At 34.0% G+C, this 14,526-nt stretch carries 16 protein-coding genes and 1 other RNA gene; 3 read left to right on the top strand and 14 right to left on the bottom strand.

Going from position 1 to position 14,526, the window contains the following annotated elements; genetic code table 11:
* Positions 1-45: 45 nt before the first annotated feature.
* Positions 46-966: a bifunctional riboflavin kinase/FAD synthetase gene (locus BBI01_RS08695; protein WP_065394294.1), complete on the top strand. Its 921-nt coding sequence runs from the start codon at positions 46-48 to the stop codon at positions 964-966.
* Between the two features lie 44 nt (positions 967-1,010).
* Here BBI01_RS08695 and BBI01_RS08690 read toward each other — a convergent pair whose 3' ends face one another.
* The 3 genes from BBI01_RS08690 to BBI01_RS08680 all read right to left on the bottom strand — a co-directional run bounded on the left by BBI01_RS08690 (position 1,011) and on the right by BBI01_RS08680 (position 2,352).
* Complete coding sequence (locus BBI01_RS08690) at positions 1,011-1,496, bottom strand: hypothetical protein (RefSeq protein ID WP_123862117.1); 486 nt, start codon at positions 1,494-1,496, stop codon at positions 1,011-1,013.
* Between the two features lie 100 nt (positions 1,497-1,596).
* Entirely contained in the window at positions 1,597-1,950 is a 354-nt protein-coding gene (locus BBI01_RS08685; RefSeq protein WP_065394292.1) for an MmcQ/YjbR family DNA-binding protein, read from the bottom strand.
* Positions 1,951-1,992: 42 nt separating this feature from the next.
* On the bottom strand, positions 1,993-2,352 hold the full coding sequence (locus tag BBI01_RS08680; protein WP_065394291.1) for a toxin-antitoxin system YwqK family antitoxin: 360 nt from the start codon (positions 2,350-2,352) through the stop codon (positions 1,993-1,995).
* Positions 2,353-2,422: 70 nt separating this feature from the next.
* Between BBI01_RS08680 and BBI01_RS08675 the strand changes: the two genes are divergently transcribed.
* Entirely contained in the window at positions 2,423-3,082 is a 660-nt protein-coding gene (locus BBI01_RS08675) for an NAD(P)H-binding protein (protein ID WP_065394290.1), read from the top strand.
* A 131-nt stretch (positions 3,083-3,213) separates the two neighbouring features.
* On the opposite strand, the gene BBI01_RS08670 is transcribed toward BBI01_RS08675, so the two are convergent.
* The 10 genes from BBI01_RS08670 to BBI01_RS08625 all read right to left on the bottom strand — a co-directional run bounded on the left by BBI01_RS08670 (position 3,214) and on the right by BBI01_RS08625 (position 13,409).
* A complete protein-coding gene (locus BBI01_RS08670; protein WP_065394289.1) occupies positions 3,214-3,789 on the bottom strand; it encodes a glutathione peroxidase in 576 nt (191 codons plus the stop codon).
* A 35-nt stretch (positions 3,790-3,824) separates the two neighbouring features.
* Positions 3,825-4,487 carry a histidine kinase gene (locus BBI01_RS08665; RefSeq protein ID WP_065394288.1) on the bottom strand — a complete coding sequence of 221 codons (663 nt, stop codon included), beginning with the start codon at positions 4,485-4,487 and terminating at the stop codon, positions 3,825-3,827.
* 109 nt (positions 4,488-4,596) lie between these two features.
* Complete coding sequence (gene kdsB, locus BBI01_RS08660; protein ID WP_065394287.1) at positions 4,597-5,319, bottom strand: 3-deoxy-manno-octulosonate cytidylyltransferase; 723 nt, start codon at positions 5,317-5,319, stop codon at positions 4,597-4,599.
* Between the two features lie 250 nt (positions 5,320-5,569).
* A complete protein-coding gene (locus tag BBI01_RS08655; protein WP_065394286.1) occupies positions 5,570-6,556 on the bottom strand; it encodes a phosphatase PAP2 family protein in 987 nt (328 codons plus the stop codon).
* 236 nt (positions 6,557-6,792) lie between these two features.
* Positions 6,793-8,046 carry a pyridoxal phosphate-dependent aminotransferase gene (locus BBI01_RS08650; protein WP_065394285.1) on the bottom strand — a complete coding sequence of 418 codons (1,254 nt, stop codon included), beginning with the start codon at positions 8,044-8,046 and terminating at the stop codon, positions 6,793-6,795.
* A 29-nt stretch (positions 8,047-8,075) separates the two neighbouring features.
* Positions 8,076-8,975 carry a hypothetical protein gene (locus BBI01_RS08645; RefSeq protein WP_065394284.1) on the bottom strand — a complete coding sequence of 300 codons (900 nt, stop codon included), beginning with the start codon at positions 8,973-8,975 and terminating at the stop codon, positions 8,076-8,078.
* A 17-nt stretch (positions 8,976-8,992) separates the two neighbouring features.
* Positions 8,993-10,708, bottom strand: coding sequence for a phospho-sugar mutase (locus tag BBI01_RS08640; RefSeq protein ID WP_065394283.1), 1,716 nt, complete (start codon positions 10,706-10,708; stop codon positions 8,993-8,995).
* A gap of 147 nt (positions 10,709-10,855) precedes the next feature.
* Entirely contained in the window at positions 10,856-11,557 is a 702-nt protein-coding gene (locus BBI01_RS08635; protein ID WP_065394282.1) for a GIN domain-containing protein, read from the bottom strand.
* Between the two features lie 282 nt (positions 11,558-11,839).
* Positions 11,840-12,790, bottom strand: a complete 951-nt coding sequence (locus BBI01_RS08630; protein ID WP_065394281.1) for a glycosyltransferase family 2 protein — start codon at positions 12,788-12,790, stop codon at positions 11,840-11,842.
* A gap of 16 nt (positions 12,791-12,806) precedes the next feature.
* Positions 12,807-13,409, bottom strand: coding sequence for a DUF4199 domain-containing protein (locus BBI01_RS08625; RefSeq protein ID WP_065394804.1), 603 nt, complete (start codon positions 13,407-13,409; stop codon positions 12,807-12,809).
* A gap of 131 nt (positions 13,410-13,540) precedes the next feature.
* On the opposite strand from BBI01_RS08625, the gene ffs reads away from it, so the two are divergent.
* Positions 13,541-13,638, top strand: an RNA gene (gene ffs / locus BBI01_RS08620) — signal recognition particle sRNA small type.
* A 116-nt stretch (positions 13,639-13,754) separates the two neighbouring features.
* Here the strand turns inward: ffs and BBI01_RS08615 are convergent.
* Positions 13,755-14,441 (bottom strand): metal-dependent hydrolase, encoded by a 687-nt coding sequence (locus BBI01_RS08615; protein ID WP_065394280.1) that lies wholly within the window; start codon positions 14,439-14,441, stop codon positions 13,755-13,757.
* Positions 14,442-14,526: the final 85 nt, after the last annotated feature.

Genomic DNA, 14,526 nt, shown 5'->3' with positions numbered 1-14,526 from the left:
AGATTGTTACATTATATCTATATTTGCAGTCAAAATTTTTCCGTTTTGAAAGTTTTTAAAAATTTTAAAGATTATTCCTCTCAAAAGCCTCTAGCATTGTCTTTAGGTATGTTTGACGGAGTACATCTGGGTCATAAAAGTATTATTGATGAACTTATTAATGTAGGAGCAGCTAACAATCTGGAAACTGCTATGCTTACTTTTTGGCCACATCCAAGATTTGTTTTCAATCCTAATGAGGATTTAAAGCTTCTGAATACCATAGAAGAAAAGCAACAATTGATTGATAAATATGGTATTGATAATTTATTCCTAAAAGAATTTGATGAAGAATTCAGGAATTTAACCGGAGAAGAATTTGTACGTCAGATTTTAATTGACAAACTTAATGTGAAATACCTTATTATAGGATATGATCATTCTTTCGGGAAAAATAAAAGCGGAAACTTTGAACTTCTTCAAAAATTGTCCAAAGAGCTTGATTTTGAGGTAGAACAAATGGAAGCGATTAATATTCATGAAAACAATATCAGTTCTACAAAGGTTCGTAATGCACTTTTAACAGGGAATATTAAAGAAGCCAATGAGATGCTGGGATACTCCTACCCTGTTTCCGGGACGGTAGTTCATGGCAAGAAGATAGGAAGAACAATTGGTTACCCAACGGCTAATATTGATACGGAATCTATTAAGCTTTTACCTAAAAAAGGGGCTTATATTGTAGAAGTTGAAGTAAAAGGACAGCAATATAAAGGAATGCTGAGTATAGGAACAAACCCTACAGTAAATGGAGAAAAATTGACGGTTGAAGTATATATTCTTAATTTTAATGATGATATTTACGATCAAAGAATAACCGTAAAGTTCAGAGATTTTCTTCATGATGAAATCAAGTTTGAAGGGCTGGAAAAGCTTATTGAAAGACTTGATGAAGATAAAAGACTAACAGAAGAATTTGTTTTCTAAGATAGAAACGGCTATTCATTATTGAATAGCCGTTTATTTTTTATTTATTTCAATGTTTTTACATAAATTTTCTGTGGTGTTTCACCATTTATTTTCACATTAGGGAATTCCTTATCGTGATCAATAAAGATATCTCCTTTTTCATTGGCTTTCCCGTTTCCATCAGAATCCCATTCTGTAGCGATATAATACTTAACGCCATTTGTAGGTTTAGGAGTAATTTTGCTTTCTGCATCAGCAGGTACCGGAAGTTCAATCGTAAAAGGAATTGCTTTTCCTTCAACTTCTTTTTCTGTAATTAATGTTGCAGGTGTATCCTGTAAACCTTCGCTCACTCCATATAAACTTACTTTAAGCTTTGGATTTTTAATTGTAAAAGTCTCTGTTCCTGTAAATTCTATTTTGATGTTTTCAGATTTTACATTTTCAGTAGTTTCAGGTGTGGTTGGCTGATCTTTTTTTTCCTGTTTATTACAGCTTGATAACGTCAACGCTCCAGCTGCCATGAATAATAAAAGGTGATTTCTCATTTGTTCTTATTTTAATTAATATCAATTTAATATTTCACAGATATTTGATAACAAAATTCGTACCTTAAATTAATTACATTCAGCACATAAAACCAATACCTTAAGAATTATTGATTGTATTCTGAACTTTTTTGGTTAAAGATTTAAATACCAAATCATAAGAATGATCAATCAATTTAAAGATAAGTTCTCTTTTCAAACCATCTACAGATACGGAATTCCAATGGGTTTTATTCATGTGATAAGCTCCTGTAATCTGTGGATATTGTTCCCGAAGCTCAGCACTCCATTCCGGATCTGTTTTTACATTGATGGACAAAGGTTGTCTTTCAAGCCTCATTAGCAGAAACATTTTAGTATCTACTTTTAATACAAGCGTTTCGTTATCAAAAGGAAAACTTTCCGTAACTGCTTTTTTAGCAAGACAATATTCTAATATTTCGTTGGCATCCATAAGTTTATAAATAATGGGTAATTAGTAATACAATTGTTACCTTTAATCTAAGAGATGGTATTCTGAAAGATATTGTTCATAAGTTTGCAATGAGATCAACAGACCAAAGTTTGTTTCTTTGCCATCTTCGTCATATGTTCTAAACATAATGGTATTCTGTATGCTATACATGCAGATTGTCTCTCTTTTTATATTTCCGTTATTATAGTATTCATTCACCCATCCCATGACAACACCATCCCTGATTTCTTCTTCATACATAACAGTTCCGTCGGAATGATAATCAAACACAAGATAACCATTAAAATGTTCCCCATTATAAAAAAATTTTTCTTCTGCTGTTTCTCCGTCTTCAATATCATTAAAAGAAACCCGGATTTTATGTGGTTGTTTTAATCCCATAAAATGCTAAACTTTGAATCAAATTTAGTAAATTTAAGAAAGAAATATCATCACATCAAACTACATTATTATGAAAGCTTTAGTAATCGGTGCTACAGGCGCTACAGGGAAAGATTTAGTCAATCAATTGCTCAATGATAAAGATTTTGAGGAAGTAGATATTTTTGTAAGAAAACCTGTAGATATTCATAATGAAAAACTTAAGGTTCATGTGGTTAATTTCGAAAAACCTGAAGAATGGAAGCAAATGGTGAAAGGAGATGTTGCTTTTTCCTGTTTGGGAACTACTTTAAAGGATGCGGGAAGTAAGGAAGCACAAAAAAAGGTAGATTTTGATTATCAGTATGATTTTGCCAAAGCTGCAAGGGAAAATGATGTGGAAGATTATGTTTTGGTTTCTGCCTACGGAGCAAATCCTACCTCCAAAATTTTCTATTCTAAAATGAAAGGTGAATTGGAAGAAGCTGTAAAACAGTTACATTTCAACAAAATTACCATTTTCAAACCAGGAATGCTTGAACGGAAAGACTCTGAAAGAACAGGTGAAGTTTTAGGCAGCAGAATTATTAAGTTTGCCAATAAATTTGGATTGTTGGAAAGTCAAAAACCTTTACCTACAGATATTTTAGCAAAAGCAATGATCAATTCATCTAAAATTAAAAGCAATGGCTATTCGAGTATCAAGCTGGGAAATATTTTCTGCTTTGCGGAAAAGGTAATTGATGCTTAATTTTTTAACCTAAATTCCATAAATACAAACAATATTATCCCCAATTTTCGGGACTGATTCAGTATTTTTTAATCTAAAACCATAAAAAAAGCGGATGACAATTCATCCGCTTCTATAAAATTTTCTGTTATTTACTTTAAATGTTTCGTAATCGACTCACTTGTTGGTTTTGTAGTACTTACATATGAATCAATAAGCTTTCCATTTTCATCGATAAGGAATTTGGTGAAATTCCATAGGATGGTTGAGTTTTTTACACCATTCAGGTCTTTTTCTGTTAGATATTTAAAGATTGGTGCAGTATCATCTCCTTTTACCGAAACTTTTGCCGCCATCGGGAATGTTACTCCATAATTTTTCTGGCAGAAAGTTCCGATTTCAGCATTGGTTCCCGGTTCCTGTCCTCCAAAGTTGTTTGCTGGGAAACCTACGATCACCAATTTATCTTTATATTCTTCATATAATTTCTCCAGATCTGCATACTGAGGGGTAAATCCGCACTCTGATGCAGTATTTACAATAAGGATTTTCTTTCCTTTAAAATCTGCAAAGTTGATCTCCTTACCATCAAGGCTTTCTACTTTGAAATCGTATATTGTTTTTCCCATAAGTTCTTTGGTTTTAGCTTTAGAAATTTCACTTTTTTGATTGGTGCAGCTTTGCAAAATAGCAACAAATGCAAACAGCATTAAAAAAATATTTTTCATTTCTTATAAATTTATGCAGTCAGACTGCTATTGATTTAAAACTTAAAAATATTGGAAGGGAAAACTTTATTAACATCAATTTTATTGAACAGCATTACATAATCTCCATCTTTCTTAGAACTTGAAGATTCTATTCTGAATGGCATAATAAGGTTTCCTACTTTCTTATAATCAGAATATATTACTGTCTCATCTTTTTTCACTTCTTTTAAAAGCATAAAAGATTTTGTATCAAAATAGTACATATTCTTATTTACATTTTTGGTAAGTTCTACTTTATGACAGTAGATTTCACCTACTTTTTCTTTTCCAAGGTATTTGGCTTCAAAACCTTTGTTTTCCCAATCGATGAAGTCGTTATCAAAACTTTCCGGTACATATTCAGGGTATTCCTGAAGTTTATTGGCTGCATAGTTCATTGCGTACCCTTTGTTTCCGTCAAAACCTTCAATGGCTGTTTCTTTTCCTCCGGTTGTAATGATTGTTTTGGTAAGGTTTGGACGCTGCTGATAAATTTTTATAGGGTATTCATCTTTGATTCCCAACACTACTTTTCCCTGTAACAACACTGAGTTTAAAAGCTTCCAGTTCGTTAACCCTCCGGATAATTCAATGTTTTTGTCTATGATTTCCTTTGCGGTCTGGGCAAATGTTAAGTGTGAAAATACCAGTCCAAATACTAACAGTAACTTCTTCATTAATTTTATTTATAAATTCAAATATAAGGGGATTTGGGATAAAATGCAAAAAGGCAGAGAAAGCGAACCGAAGGCAAAAGGTTAAAATTGCAAATTCGCACGATCTCAATTAAATCAATGTTCTTGCTTTTTCCAGATCTGCCGGGGTATCAATTCCTACTCCCACGAAATTGGTTTCTATCATTTTGATCTTCATTCCGTACTCCAGATAACGGATACATTCTATTTTTTCAGAGATTTCAAGGGGTTTCATTTCCAGTTTTGAGAACTGGAGTAACGCTTCTTTTCTGAATGCATATACTCCGATATGTTTAAAATAGTCTACATTATAAGAAATCTCTCTATGAAAAGGAATTGCAGAACGGCTGAAATATAATGCAAAACTGTTATTATCCGTGATTACTTTTACATTATTTGGGTTTTCTATTTCTTCTTTTTCAGATAATTTTATTTTTAAAGAAGCTAATGAAATCTCCTGTTGATCATCATTCTTAAAGACTTCAATTAACTGTTGTAAAGGTTCCAGTTTAAGGAAAGGTTCATCCCCCTGAACATTGATCACGATATCACAATCGATATTCTGTACGGCTTCTGCAATACGGTCACTTCCTGTTTCGTGCTGCCCTGTCATAACGGCTTTACCACCGTTATTTACAATCTCATCAAAGATAATTTCAGAGTCTGTAGCCACAAAAACTTCATCAAACAAATTGGTTTCCAATACATTCTGATAAGTAGTGGTAATAACTGTTTTTTCTCCTAAAATCTGCATAAGTTTCCCGGGAAAACGGCTTGCCTGATAGCGCGCAGGGATGACAGCGATTATTTTCATTTAATAAAAATATTAATTAAGTCTTTTTAATTCCAAGTCTGCTATTCTTTTATCGTAAAATAAGGGAATAACAGTCTATATTCAGATCAAAAGTAGTGAAAACTATTTTAGTTTGTTCCATAAATTGTGGTATTATTCTCAACTCTTGTGGCAAATGCTATCATTTTTAATCTTCCAAAAAGAAAAATTCCCACATTTTCAATGAAAAAGTGGAAATTGGGTATAGATTTTTAAAAATAAATGAGTCGATTTAAAAAGATAGTTTTACTCCTATCATATTATATTCCCATTGGCGGGATGCCATAAGATCAAATTTGTATTTTGTCTTTCCGATAATGCCTTCGGAGGAAGTATATCTGCTTTTTGAGATTGTTTTTCCAATGAAATATCCCATTAATAGAGCTAAAGGATAGTCTGAAGCCCAATGGACTTTACTTTGCATCATTTGAAAACATAAAGCTCCGGCTAAGGTATATCCCACTGGTTTTATCCAAACTGCATCGGGATAATTGTCGGCAATAACGGTAAGCCCAGCCACGAAGGTTGTTAAATGCCCAGACGGCATTGCATCGTAATTGGATGTATTCTTGCCAAATGCTGAAAAACTTGGAAAAGGATTCCATGCTCCTCCTTTATGTCCGTATTCTTCCGCGATGAACGGGCTTTCTCTTCCTGTAATTCTCTTGATAGTTTGAGTAAAAACTCCGGAAAGAATTAAACTTTCCATTAATCCGCTTGCAGTAGCCTGTGCTCTGTAATCATTTTTAATTAAACCATAAGTTCCGAAACCAATTCCAAGTAATACTAAAGTAGAACCGTTTCCGATGAGATATAAGGTAGATCCGATATCTTTTGGAATTTTAAATACGCCTCCTACTTTGGTATAATTGTTATCTTTATCCATTCCCCATCTTTCGCCAAGTTCTCTGGAGTTATCAATTAATTTTTGATCAAAAGGTAAGAGAATCAAAGTAGAAGCAACAGCACCACCTAAGTAATAAGCATGATCTTTTGCAACGAAATCTTTATTGCTATTAATAAAGTTGCGTGGTAGTTTGGTAACAAAGTCTAAAAGTTTGGGCTTTGGGTAAGTTCTTACGGACCCGTCTTTTAAGGTATAAGTTTGTACCTTAATTGACTCAGACTGATTTGAGAACTCTTTTATTTTCAATGTATCAGCTTCTTGTGAATATACCAATACAGATATTGGCAGCAACAGAAATCTCAGTTTTCTCATTATTATATTTTCAGCCCTGTTTATTCTTTATTTATAAGGGTTCAAAGATAATCTCTCGCTGACTTTTCTACAAAGTGTTTATTTGATTTTAATATTTATTTAATTTTTTTAAATATTAAACTGAATTTAACTTATATAATTAATCATGAAAACAATATACCAGTGTCACAATATTAACCAACTTAAAACATTGGAGAATTTGGTACACTGGTATATTTATAAATTAATGAAGTTGATTACTTCAGATTGTTTAAAGCGTTTTCAAGCTTCGGAAGCATTACTTTGATTTCATCAACAGCTAATCCTCCTACTGAAGCACGGAACCAAGGTTCAGACTTATCCTCACCAAATGCTGAGAATGGTACTAAAGCCACGCCCGCTTCATTGATTAAGTAGAATACTAAGTCTGAAGAGTTTTCAATAACAGCTCCATCTGGTTTTGTTTTCCCGATATAATCAAGTTTGATGGTAAGATAAAGCGCTCCCATCGGCTCAATGCTATCTACGGAAAGACCTTTTACTTTTAAATCCTGAACTCCGCCGTGAAGTACTTTTAAGCTTTCTTCAAGTTTTCCTTTGAAGTCTTCTACGAATACGTTTACATTTTCAGGGTTCTCATAGAATTTTGCAGTTGCTTCCTGTTCTGGTTTTGGTGCCCAAGCGCCTACGTGGGTAAGAAGAGCTTTCATTTTATCAATGATGTGAGCAGGACCGAATCCCCATCCTACACGTACTCCTGTAGCAGCAAGGCATTTTGAAATACCATCGATATACACGGTGTATTCTTTCATTTCAGGGAAAAGAGAAACCGGATCTACGTGTTCTGCACCAAAAGTAAGGTTAGAATAGATTTGGTCATACATTAAGTATAACGGTTTTTCGTCTGCTCCTCTTTTCTTATTTTCTGCGATTACCAATTCACAGATTTCTGAAAGCTGCTCTCTAGTAAACATTGTTCCTGTTGGGTTCAATGGTGAACAAAGCGCTAATAGAACGGCTCCGTCCAAATGAGGTCTTAAATCGTCTGCTGTTGGAAGGAAGTTTGTTTCAGGCTTGGTTTTTACCTCTACAGCATTAGCAGAAGTAAGATAAGCATAGTGGTTGTTATTCCAAGATGGTGTAGGATATACAATTTTATCCCCTTCATCTACAATAGTTTTGTACACTGCATAGATCAAGGGTCTTGAACCTGCAGTAATCAGGATATCGTTTGGTGAATAATCAAGGTTCCATCTTGTTTTTAAATCTTTGGAAACTTCTTTTCTTAAAGATAAAAGTCCGTTGGCAGGTGGATAGTTTGTCAGATTATTCTGATAGGCTTTCTGAATTTCTTCCTTCAGCAATGCTGGTATAGGATAGATATTAGAATTCAGGTCACCAATAGTAAGATTGGCAATTTCTGCTCCTTTTGCTTTTAGATCATTTACTTCGTTACCAATTTTTACAATTTCAGAACCGATCAGGTTCGCTGCTAATTTTGAAACTTTCACTTTATTCTTATTTAAAATTTACTAATATATTATCTTCTTAAATTGATTTTCTCACCTATTTGATCCACGGGTACATGGGAATCATAAGCGGCTATTAGTTCTTTAGTTTTTTTTGCGGTTTGAGAATTCGGATACTTTTTGATGATTCGGTTGTATTCTTCCTTTATATCATCATATATTTTTCCTTCTTCACTGTCATAAATCCGGCTGCTATCCATTCCCAAGAGATAATCCAGCAGATAATTGCGATAATTTTCTTTTGCTGTTTTAATCAATGGGCTTTTAGGATATTTATTTATAAAATTCTCCCATTCAATCAATCGGTCTCCCAGTTCTTCCCAGGTAATCAAAAGCCCTCCATTTACGGCATAATTTTCCTTATTATCTTTTGCCATCTGCGAGATATAGGCATCATAATCTGGAGTTACCTTATTTTTAAAAACGGATTCATAATATCCGGGTAATGAATGAATTTCGGTAAGCCCTTCACCCATCACACGGAATTCTAGTCCTACTTTGCTCAATTCGGCAGCCATTTTCTTTACATTATCCGGCAAATTATAAGTATCTGGTTCCCCGGTATGATACTCTACATATTGGTCTAAGATCTCACTTTGTGAAACATTAAAACAATCAGTGTATTTTTCTCTGATTTTCACATAATCTTCATACACTTTATTGTTCTGTTCCGGGCTGTTTTCCGCAATCTCTTTGTCTATTTTAGTACGGTACCATTGAAGAGCAGCAATATAATCCGCAGGCTGATGGTCTTTGGTACATGCTGTATCAATAGGTTTGTACTCATTTTCCCTGGTATCGTTTTTAGCAATTGAATCACTTCCCGACTTTATATCTGAAACGGCAGTTTCCTTTTTACAGGAAACTACAGCTACAGACAGTAGGCAAACTGCTACAATTTTTTTTATCATGTAAGCTTTATCAAAGATTAATCCAACTTTAAGTCTGTTTTAACAGCTCCGATTTTTGCTTCCAATGATTTCAATTTATCTTTAAAATCTGCTTCAGAATTGATTACTTCTTTTACTGAAACATAGAATTTAATTTTTGGTTCTGTTCCTGAAGGTCTTACACAAACTTTAGTTCCGTCCTGCGTATAATAAATCAATACGTTAGACTTAGGAATATCGTTCATTACTTTTTTCTCACCTGTAGAAACTGTAAGGCTTGTCTGTTCTTTAAAGTCTTTTACTTCTTCCACTAATGAACCTGCCAATTCTTTTGGAGGGTTCTCACGGAAGTTTTTCATCATATTCTGAATTTCTTCAGCTCCTTCTTTTCCTTTTCTTACAACGTTTACCAATCCTTCATAATACATTCCAAGGTCTTTATAGATCTCTATCATGTACTGATACATTGTTTTTCCGTTTGCTTTACACCATGCAGCAATTTCACATGCAACAAGGATACTTCCACAAGAATCTTTATCACGAACGAAATCTCCGGTCATGAAACCGAAACTTTCTTCACCACCACACACAAATTTCTGAGTTCCTTCAGCTTCACGGATCATTTTTCCAATCCATTTGAATCCTGTAAGACCTACTTTGCATTCTACACCGAATTTCTGTGCAATGTCATAGAAAATATCAGAAGTTACAATCGTAGAGCCAATGAATTCTTTCCCTGTAATTCTTCCCTGTTTTCTCCATTCATTCAGAATGTAATAAGTAAGGATTGTATTGGTTTGGTTTCCGTTTAATAATTGAATTTCACCTTCAAGATTTCTTACGGCAATTCCAAGTCTGTCACCATCCGGGTCTGTTCCGATAACGATGTCTGCATTCGTAATTTTTGCAAGATCCATTGCCATTTCCAGTGCAGCAGGCTCTTCCGGGTTTGGAGATTCTACTGTAGGGAAGTTTCCGCTAGGGATCATTTGTTCTTTTACAAGATCTACTTTTTTAAATCCTGCTTTTGCTAAAGCTTTTGGAATAGTAGTATATGTAGTTCCGTGAATAGATGTGAAAACAATATTTAAGTTTTCTTTTCCAACGTTCTGATACGTAGAGTTTTCAATACAAGCATCGATATACACATCATCCTGCTCTTCTCCGATCCATTCGATCAGATCATCATTTCCGTTGAATTTAATTTCGTCAAATTTTACAGAATATACTTCTTTGATGATGGCTTCATCATTTGGAGGTACAATTTGTGCTCCATCGTTCCAATATACTTTGTAACCATTGTACTCCGGTGGGTTGTGAGAAGCAGTTAATACGATTCCTCCATTACATTTTTTATCACGAACTGTGAAAGAAAGTTCAGGTGTTGGTCTGTGATCTTTAAAAAGCAATACTTTGATTCCGTTTGCTGTTAAAACATCTGCTACGAGTTTTCCAAATTCTTTAGAATTGTGACGAACATCATAAGCGATTGCCACTTTGATCTCCTCTCCTTTGAACTGCTCCAGCATATAATTAGCCAATCCCTGAGTAGCCTGTCCTAAAGTATATTTATTTAAGCGGTTCGTTCCTACTCCCATAATCCCACGCATTCCTCCTGTTCCGAATTCCAGTTCTCTGTAGAAAGAATCCTCTAAATCAGGAGAATTACTGTCGATTAACGCCTGTACAGCATTTCTCGTTTCTGCATCGAATGTATCACTTAACCAAAGTTTCGCTTTTTCTAATGTATTCATATTTGTATGTTGTTCTTTTTTATAGTTTGTAAAGTTCCTAGTTTAAATTGTACTGCTTTAATATGCCTCTTTCTTTAATTTAAAAGAGAAAATGAAGTTTGGTAAAATAGAATAACTTCCAGCTTCCAACTCTCATCTTCTAACATTCTATTCCAGTTTTTTGTTTTCTACCTTCGTTGTTTTTTCTACTTTAAAGGCTCTTATTGGATCATTATAATAGATAAATTTTGCAGTATTCTGAATATTTCCTTTTAAGGAGTCTTTCACATTTACTTCTGCATAATTTCCGTTTTTGGAATCAATATTCAGATTGGTAATTTTCCAGTATGGAGCAATTAAACTTGCTGTATCTGAAATTTTGATCACTGCATCTTTCGTTAATCCTAAAAAGTTAGCACGGCTTCTGTTATGCATTTCCACTTCTGCCCTTCTTGTATTGACAGATCCCATGAAACTTGCATTATTTTTCATATTCAATCTGAAATTATCCGTTTTGATTTCGCTTGAAATATTGACTTCCACAGAATCCGAAACCGCTACCTTTTCAAGATTATATTTTGAATAAATCGTTATATTATAGAAGTCTACTCCTTTTGTACCTCTTTTCTCTTTGATGGAAAGTGTTTTATCCTTTACATCTACATCAAGGTTATTGGCTACGTTTGGATACGTTTCTATTTCCACAAAATTCTTTGGTCCTCTGGCATAAAATACACGGAATTTACCGTTCAGATCCAGGTTTACAAATTCTGAAACATCCACATCTTTCTTTTCAATATTTCCTTTTGGAGAAACTTTTCCACAGGAAACTACTGCAACCAACATTAATGTGTATAGTACTTTTTTCATATTTAATTTCAAATATTCTATTGATGATCATTATGATCCGCATTACTGAAAGTTTTCAGGGCTTTCAATAATATCTTTTAACAAAAATAGGATTAAAATTTCTAAAAATCTTTGTCTTTTGACAATAAAATACCTGATAATTTTCAATTTTTTGCTTATCAGATATGACTTTGTTTTTCTCTTTTATTCTTTTTTACTAAGTTTTATTCATAAAAAAATCCCTCGAAAAGCATTTACTTTCCAAGGGATTCTATTGTTGATTTTAAATTGATAAAAGATTAATTATATTACTTCATCAATATTATAGTTCTTATGTTCACGATTTGTTCTGATAATCATTTCTCCCAGGAATCCTGCTACAAATAATAATGTTCCCATGATCATCATCGTTAAAGCAATATAAAACCAAGGATTATTAGTGATCAGATGACCATAGATTCCTCTTGCTACATCAATCAGTTTTGAAATTCCCAGCCAAAGTGCAGAAAGGAAACCAAAGATAAACATTAAGGTCCCTACCGCTCCGAAGAAATGCATTGGTCTTCCTCCAAAACGACTTACAAACCAAAGTGTTACCAAGTCTAAGAAACCTCTTACAAATCTTTCTGTTCCGAATTTTGATGTACCGTAAGGTCTTGCCTGATGCTGTACTTCTTTCTCAGTAATTCTTCTGAAACCTGCGTTGGCAGCTAACACCGGAATATATCTGTGCATATCTCCGTATACATCTACAGATTTTACTACCTGCTTTTTGTATGCTTTAAGACCGCAATTGAAGTCATGAAGATAAACCCCTGAAACTTTTCTAGCTGCTGCATTGAATAGTTTTGACGGAATATTTTTCGTCATTACATTATCAAAACGCTTCTTTTTCCATCCGGAAACGATATCGTAATTGTCATGGATTACCATATTGTACAGTTCAGGAATTTCTTCCGGGAAGTCCTGTAAATCGGCATCCATTGTAATAACAACATCTCCGTTTGTTCTTGCAAAAGCAGCGTGAAGTGCCTGAGATTTCCCATAATTTCGGGAAAATTTAATAGCGTGGATCTGAGGATACTGTACTTTTAAGTTCTCAATAATACTCCACGACAAATCCGTACTTCCATCGTCTACAAACCAGATTTCATAAGATAAGTTGCTGGTTTGGCAGACTTTATCAATTCTTGAAAAAAGCTCTTCCAGAGAGTCTTCTTCATTCAGTAACGGAATAACTATAGATAAATTCATTTAATTTTAATAAAAATTAGGCTTCGTTTGTTTCTTCGGGTTGATAGATACTTCTTGTTCTGAAGAACGCTCCGAAAAACACCGACAAAACTACGTAAAATATAAGAATTGCTGCAAAATATCCTGAAAAATGACTCGCAGTAAGCATATCTTTTCCTTTTACAGCCTCCGGAGTAAAGCTCTGAATCCTTTCGTTATACTTCTGATCCAGCTCATCAATGTCTTTTTGATGCTTCAAAATTTTTCTTGCCGAAGTATATTCTGTATCCAATTCTGACTTCTGTCTCTGAACATATTGATAGTTCAAAAGCTTTTTAGCATCTGTATCTACAAAGTTTAAAAATGAATAAATACTGAAAATCGAAAGAATTCCTCCGATGAACATTGGAACGAATGCTCTTTTGAATGCTTCTTTAAAAGTTACCACTCTATGGTTGTTCCAATATGATTTTACTGACCAGAATGCGGCGCCCGCATATAAGATCGGAAGCACAAAAGCATTGGCTTTCAGTGAAATATCAAAATAATTGATTCCTGAAAAAAAAGTGTACACTACAAAGAAAACGATCATTGTAGCGATAAAAAGTATAATTCCTAGTGTTGATGGACTTTTCGTCATGTTAAATTTTTTAGAAAAAAGTTGAAAAATTATTCCCCTAAATGTCAGCTGTTTAGCTCTACGACTGCATTTTTTCGACAAATTTCCTTTAATAAAGTTTTGAAGTTTACAAATATTTCCTACCTTTGCAACGGCAAGTCCTAAACAACCAGCTCCTGAGAATCCTCCAGGGTGGGAACGCAGCAAAGGTAATCGGTCGTAGCGGTGTGATTTAGGTAGCTTGCCATTTTTTTTTGGTTTAAAGTGAGAAGAGAGGTAATTTGATAATTATCTTTTTTTGTTTTTAATACCTTAAGCATCATTTTCATTTTTCTAATTTTCAGTTTCCCTCTTTCTTATTATTGATTAAAATTCGAACGTCTCTCCCAATTTTGGTAAAACAAGTTCTACATTTTTATCTGCGAAATGCTTTAATGCACTTTCATGATTGATTTCAATGGCAGGGAAAGTATCAAAGTGACATCCGATTACTTTTGGAGTTTTTAATAATTCTGCTGCTGCGAAAGATGCTTTTCTTGGGCACATTGTGTAGTGGCTTCCGATTGGAAGGATAGAAAGATCAATATTTCCGTATAATCTTGGAAATAATTCCATATCTGCCATTACTCCTGTATCTCCAGCTAAATAAACGTTTTTACCTTCAGGAAGTCTGAAAATATATCCTACAGGAACGCCTCCATAGCTTCCATCCGGGAAAGAGCTTGTGTGGTGAGCCGGAACCATTGAAATTTTAAGATCATCGATTTTTGCCGATCCTCCTAAGTTCACATCGTCTGTATTTTTAGCCTGTGTAAAGTATCCGCATACTTCCGGCACTCCAATCACGGTAGCTTCCGGATAATGCTGTAAAACTTCCGCTACATCTGCAATATGATCTCCATGAGCATGGGTCAGCAGGATGTAATCGATTTTTTGCGCGGTAATATCAAAACCTGATTCCGCTTTTTTGTAGTTGTAGAAAGGGTCACTTAAAATTGTTTTGTCCTTGTACGTGAACAGGAAACAATTTTGCCCTAAGAATTGTATTTTCATTGTAAATTTAATTTCAATTATTATTAAACACAAATGACTCAAATAATTTCACAAATAACACCATAAGGTTAGTAATATTCGTGAA

The organism is Chryseobacterium artocarpi (genome assembly GCF_001684975.1).
In the GTDB taxonomy this organism is placed as follows: domain Bacteria; phylum Bacteroidota; class Bacteroidia; order Flavobacteriales; family Weeksellaceae; genus Chryseobacterium; species Chryseobacterium artocarpi.
The sequence above is the reverse complement of the archived record's forward strand: the minus strand, read 5'-3'. Positions and strand labels throughout refer to the sequence as shown.

What these genes read in the sequence shown, in the direction of transcription:
- BBI01_RS08665 (WP_065394288.1), bottom strand. Translation starts at nt 4,487, where the DNA reads ATGAAGAAGTTACTGTTAGTATTTGGACTGGTATTTTCACACTTAACA.
- BBI01_RS08635 (WP_065394282.1), bottom strand. Translation starts at nt 11,557, where the DNA reads ATGAAAAAAGTACTATACACATTAATGTTGGTTGCAGTAGTTTCCTGT.
- BBI01_RS08640 (WP_065394283.1), bottom strand. Translation starts at nt 10,708, where the DNA reads ATGAATACATTAGAAAAAGCGAAACTTTGGTTAAGTGATACATTCGAT.
- BBI01_RS08655 (WP_065394286.1), bottom strand. Translation starts at nt 6,556, where the DNA reads ATGAGAAAACTGAGATTTCTGTTGCTGCCAATATCTGTATTGGTATAT.
- BBI01_RS08690 (WP_123862117.1), bottom strand. Translation starts at nt 1,496, where the DNA reads ATGAGAAATCACCTTTTATTATTCATGGCAGCTGGAGCGTTGACGTTA.
- BBI01_RS08630 (WP_065394281.1), bottom strand. Translation starts at nt 12,790, where the DNA reads ATGAATTTATCTATAGTTATTCCGTTACTGAATGAAGAAGACTCTCTG.
- BBI01_RS08685 (WP_065394292.1), bottom strand. Translation starts at nt 1,950, where the DNA reads ATGGATGCCAACGAAATATTAGAATATTGTCTTGCTAAAAAAGCAGTT.
- BBI01_RS08675 (WP_065394290.1), top strand. Translation starts at nt 2,423, where the DNA reads ATGAAAGCTTTAGTAATCGGTGCTACAGGCGCTACAGGGAAAGATTTA.
- BBI01_RS08680 (WP_065394291.1), bottom strand. Translation starts at nt 2,352, where the DNA reads ATGGGATTAAAACAACCACATAAAATCCGGGTTTCTTTTAATGATATT.
- kdsB (WP_065394287.1), bottom strand. Translation starts at nt 5,319, where the DNA reads ATGAAAATAATCGCTGTCATCCCTGCGCGCTATCAGGCAAGCCGTTTT.
- BBI01_RS08625 (WP_065394804.1), bottom strand. Translation starts at nt 13,409, where the DNA reads ATGACGAAAAGTCCATCAACACTAGGAATTATACTTTTTATCGCTACA.
- BBI01_RS08615 (WP_065394280.1), bottom strand. Translation starts at nt 14,441, where the DNA reads ATGAAAATACAATTCTTAGGGCAAAATTGTTTCCTGTTCACGTACAAG.
- BBI01_RS08670 (WP_065394289.1), bottom strand. Translation starts at nt 3,789, where the DNA reads ATGAAAAATATTTTTTTAATGCTGTTTGCATTTGTTGCTATTTTGCAA.
- BBI01_RS08645 (WP_065394284.1), bottom strand. Translation starts at nt 8,975, where the DNA reads ATGATAAAAAAAATTGTAGCAGTTTGCCTACTGTCTGTAGCTGTAGTT.